This window comes from uncultured Thermus sp., from assembly GCF_938010445.1.
GTDB classification, from domain to species: Bacteria; Deinococcota; Deinococci; order Deinococcales; family Thermaceae; genus Thermus; species Thermus altitudinis.
Genome location: NZ_CALLUR010000012.1, coordinates 1 through 3,127 on the forward strand (window position 1 = coordinate 1; position 3,127 = coordinate 3,127).

The window sequence follows — 3,127 nt, forward strand, 5'->3', positions numbered from 1 at the left end:
CGGGGCATCCACCACCTGCCCCTTACGGAAGGGGGGAAGGTGGTGGGGGTGGTGACCCATACCGACCTGCTCCTCAACCAGGCCCAAAGCCCCTTGGTCCTCCTAAGGCGGATTGAGCGGCTGGAGCTTTCCCGGTATGGCCTCGAGGTGGCCTCCTTGGTGGAGAGCCTGTTCCAAAGGGGCTTAGGGGGCGTGGAGATCGGCCGGGTGGTGGCCTCCTTGAACGACGCCCTGATCCGGCGCCTCGTCAAGGAGGCGGAAGGGGTCCTGGGCCCCGCACCCATCCCCTACAGCTTCATGGTCTTTGGCTCCGAAGGCCGCCGGGAGCAAGCCCTCCTCACCGACCAGGACAATGCCCTAGTCCTGGCAGAAGGGGGGCACGACCCCTACTTCCAGGCCCTGGCGGAACGCGTGGTAGGGGGCTTGATCCAAGCCGGTATTCCGGAGTGCAAGGGGGGGTACATGGCCACCCGTTGGCGCAAGACGCTGGCCGAATGGCAAGGCACCTTCCGGCGGTGGATGGAAACCCCCGAGCCCCAGGCCCTCCTGGATACCCAGATTTTCTTTGACTTCCGCTCCGCAGCCGGTGGCCTTTCCCTAAAACCTCTGGAGGAAACGGTGTTGGAGGGAAGCCAGAAGGGGGTCTTCCGCTACCACCTGGCCCAGGCCAGCCTGGCCTTCCGCCCCCCCTTGGGCCTCTTTGGCCGGGTGCGTACCGAGGAGGGCTTCCTTGACCTGAAGCGGCACGCCATCGCCCCCATCGTGGCCTTGGCCCGGCTTTACGCCCTCCAGGCGGGGAGCCTGGCCAAAGGGACGGTGGACCGGCTAAGGGCAGCGGTCCAAGGGGGTACCCTAAGCCAGGAAGGGGCGGACAGGCTGGAGGAAGCCTTCCGCTTTTTCTTCACCCTGCGCCTCAAGCACCAGCTGGAGAGCTTGCGCCAAGGAAAGGGGGTGGGAAACCGGGTGCTCTGGTCCGCCTTAACGCCATCGGAAAAGCGGAAGGCCCTCGAGGGCTTCCGGGCCATCGCCGAAATCCAGGAAAGCACCGCAAGCCATTTCCAGCTGCGATGAAGGAGCGAGCTCTGGCCCTCTTCCTCCTAGCCTTGGCCCTCTTTACCCCCCCTTTAGCCCTCTTTCCCTTAGGGGACAAGGGGCCTTGGGGGCTTCCCTCCTTGTACCTTTACCTCTACTTAGCCTGGGGCCTGGTCATCCTCCTGGCCTATCTGCTCTACCGTGAGCCATGAGCGCCCTTTGGGTTCTCCTGATCCTTTTTCTCTACCTGGCCCTCCTGTTTTTGGTGGCCCTCTGGGGGGAGGGCCGGGGCAGAACCTTGGCCCAAAGCGGCCACGCCTACGCCTTTTCCCTGGCCGTCTATGCCACCGCCTGGACCTTTTTCGGAAGCGTAGGCCGAGCGGCCACGGAGGGCATGGGCTTTTTGGCCATCTACCTAGGCCCTACCCTGGTCCTCTTCCTTTGGCCTTTCCTACACGGCCGGCTTTTGGCACTGGCCCAAACCCACCGCCTAACCTCCTGGGCTGACTTCTTTTTTCTCCGCTACGGGCTGGGCGCGCTCGGTCCCCTTACCGCCCTTTTTCTGGTGGTAGGCCTGTTGCCCTATTTGGCCCTGCAGCTCAAGGCCATTGCCCAAGGCTTTCTCTTCCTAAGCGGGGGAAAAGAACCCGTAGGCGACGTGGCCCTCCCCACCGCCTTACTTCTGGCCCTTTTCGCCATTCTCTTCGGCACCCGGCACCTGGACCCCTCGGAAAAGCACCCCGGCCTGGTGCTGGCGGTGGCCTTTGAATCCTGGGTCAAGCTCCTGGCCTTCCTCACCGTGGGCGGGGTCGTGCTCCTTTGGCTGGGAAACCCCTTCCCCCACGCCTACCAGACCCCCGAACTCCTACCGCTCCTCCGGCCCCCTACGGAACTTACCGGTCATCTCGCCTGGGTGAGCCTGGTCCTCCTCTCTGGCCTGGCCTTCCTCTTCCTGCCCCGGCAGTTCCACGTGAGCGTGGTGGAGAACACCAACCCCGAGCACCTGCGCTTGGCCGCGTGGCTTTTTCCCTTCTACCTATTGCTCATTAACCTGCCCGTGGTTCCCCTGGCCCTTTGGGGAAGGCTCCTCTTGCCCCAGGAACACCCCGACCTCTACGTGCTGGCCCTACCCTTGGCGCTGGGAAGACAGGAGCTTGCGCTTTTTGCCTTTCTAGGAGGTGTCTCTGCCGCTACCGCCATGGTGGTGGTGGAAAGCCTGGCCCTTTCCATCCTCATCTCCAACCACCTCCTCTCCCCTTTGCTCCTCCGCTGGAAGGCCTTGGGGAGCCTTTTGCTCTGGCGGCGGCTTGCCATCCTTCTGGTAATGCTCTTGGCCTACCTCTACTTCCGCCTAGCGGGAGAAGTCTACGCCCTAGTGGCCATGGGCCTCATCTCCTTTGTGGCCGTGGCCCAGCTGGCCCCAGCGGGGCTCTTGGGGCTCTTCTGGAAGGGAGCCACCCCCCAAGGGGCCCTGGCCGGCCTCCTGGGGGGCATCACGGTATGGGCCTACACCCTTTTCCTCCCGGCCTTGGCCCGCTCCGGTTGGCTGCCCCCTGGCTTTTTGGAAGGCCCCCACCCTTTGCTTCACCCGGAGGGCCTTTTGGGGATCCAGGGGCTTGACCCCGTTACCCATGGCTTCCTGACGAGCCTGGGAGCGAACCTGGCCCTGGCGATAGGGGTTTCCCTTTTTAGCCAGAAAAGGCGCATCCCCGAAGGGCGTACCGGGGAACCTTCGGAGCTTGCCGCTTTGGTGGAACGGGTTTTGGGCCCAGAGGCGGGTAAGGCTTTTCGGGAAGAGGCCAAGGGCCTAGGCGGTCCAAAGGCGGTGGCCCTGGCGGAGTCCTGGCTTTCCGCCTCCGTGGGACCAGCCACCGCCAGGCTCCTCCTCCTTTCCGCCACCCGGGAGGCTCCCGAGGCCCCTTCCCCCTTTGAAGCCCTTCTGGAGGAAGCCGCTCGGGAGTCGCGGGAGGTGCGGGCCTACGCCCGGGCGTTGGAGGAGGCCAAGCGGGAGCTTTCCGAGGCCTACGAACGCCTAAAGGCCTTGGACCAGGCCAAGGACGAGATCCTGGCCGCCGTCTCCCACGAGCTCAAGACC

General features: G+C 64.4%; 3 protein-coding genes. All 3 read left to right on the forward strand.

Features of this window, described 5'->3' with window-relative positions; all coding sequences use genetic code 11:
• The coding region (locus Q0693_RS00710; protein WP_298628300.1) for a DUF294 nucleotidyltransferase-like domain-containing protein at positions 1–1,071 on the forward strand (1,071 nt) is incomplete at its 5' end.
• Positions 1,068–1,244, forward strand: a complete 177-nt coding sequence (locus Q0693_RS00715) for a hypothetical protein (protein ID WP_298628302.1) — start codon at positions 1,068–1,070, stop codon at positions 1,242–1,244. The genes Q0693_RS00710 and Q0693_RS00715, both read left to right, overlap by 4 nt.
• On the forward strand, positions 1,241–3,127 hold a 1,887-nt coding region (locus Q0693_RS00720; protein WP_298628306.1), incomplete at its 3' end, for a histidine kinase. The genes Q0693_RS00715 and Q0693_RS00720, both read left to right, overlap by 4 nt.